1 protein-coding gene is annotated in these 868 nt (G+C 57.1%); it reads left to right on the top strand.

The genetic code is table 11. The features are described 5' to 3' along the window. The first annotated feature begins 24 nt into the window (after window positions 1-24). On the top strand, window positions 25-867 hold the full coding sequence (locus JV201_RS23025) for a mechanosensitive ion channel family protein (protein WP_219406080.1): 843 nt from the start codon (window positions 25-27) through the stop codon (window positions 865-867). Window position 868: the final 1 nt, after the last annotated feature.

Raw genomic sequence — 868 nt, 5'->3', positions numbered from 1 at the left:
CATCCGGTAAACAGGAGAATGTAGATGGACTTGAACGCTGAAGTGGATCACCTGATCAAGAGCTCGGAGTCATGGTTACCGATGATCATGGAATACGGCAGCCGATTTTTGCTGGCGGTGGTCACCCTGGCCATCGGTTGGTGGCTGATCAACGTCTTGACCCACCGAGTGGGGCGTTTGCTGGCACTGCGTAATGCGGACCTGGCGCTGCAACACTTCATTACCAACCTGGCGAACATTGCGCTCAAGGTCATGCTGGTGGTCAACGTGGCCTCGATGATCGGCGTGGCAACTACGTCGTTCGTTGCCGCGATCGGTGCCGCTACCCTGGCCATCGGCCTGGCCTTGCAAGGCAGCCTGGCGAACTTTGCCGGCGGCGTGCTGATTCTGTTGTTCCGCCCGTTCCGCATTGGTGACTGGATCGAAGCCCAGGGCACTTCCGGTACCGTCGACAGCATCCAGATCTTTCACACCGTGTTGCGCACCGGCGACAACAAGACGGTGATCATCCCGAACGGCAGCCTGTCCAACGGCCTCATCACCAACACCAACCGTCAGCCGACCCGTAAAGTGGTATTTGATGTGGGTGTCGACTACGAAGCCGACCTGCAGAAAGCGCGCGAAGTGCTGTTGGAACTGGCCAAGGACCCACGGGTACTGGCTGATCCTGCGCCGGCAGCCGTGGTTTCGACCCTGGGCGACAGTTCAATCACTGTGTCCCTGCGAGTCTGGACCAAGACCTCGGATTATTGGGATGTGATGTTCATGTTCAATGAACTGGCACGTGATCGTTTGAAAGGCGCGGGAATCGATATTCCGTTTCCCCAGCGGGTTATTCGAGTAATGCAGGAAAGCGCTACGAAGTAAT

The sequence above is a fragment of the Pseudomonas sp. Colony2 genome, assembly GCF_019382755.1.
In the GTDB taxonomy this organism is placed as follows: domain Bacteria; phylum Pseudomonadota; class Gammaproteobacteria; order Pseudomonadales; family Pseudomonadaceae; genus Aquipseudomonas.
Note: the sequence above shows the minus strand (reverse complement) of the source record. Positions and strands in the feature narration are given on the sequence as shown.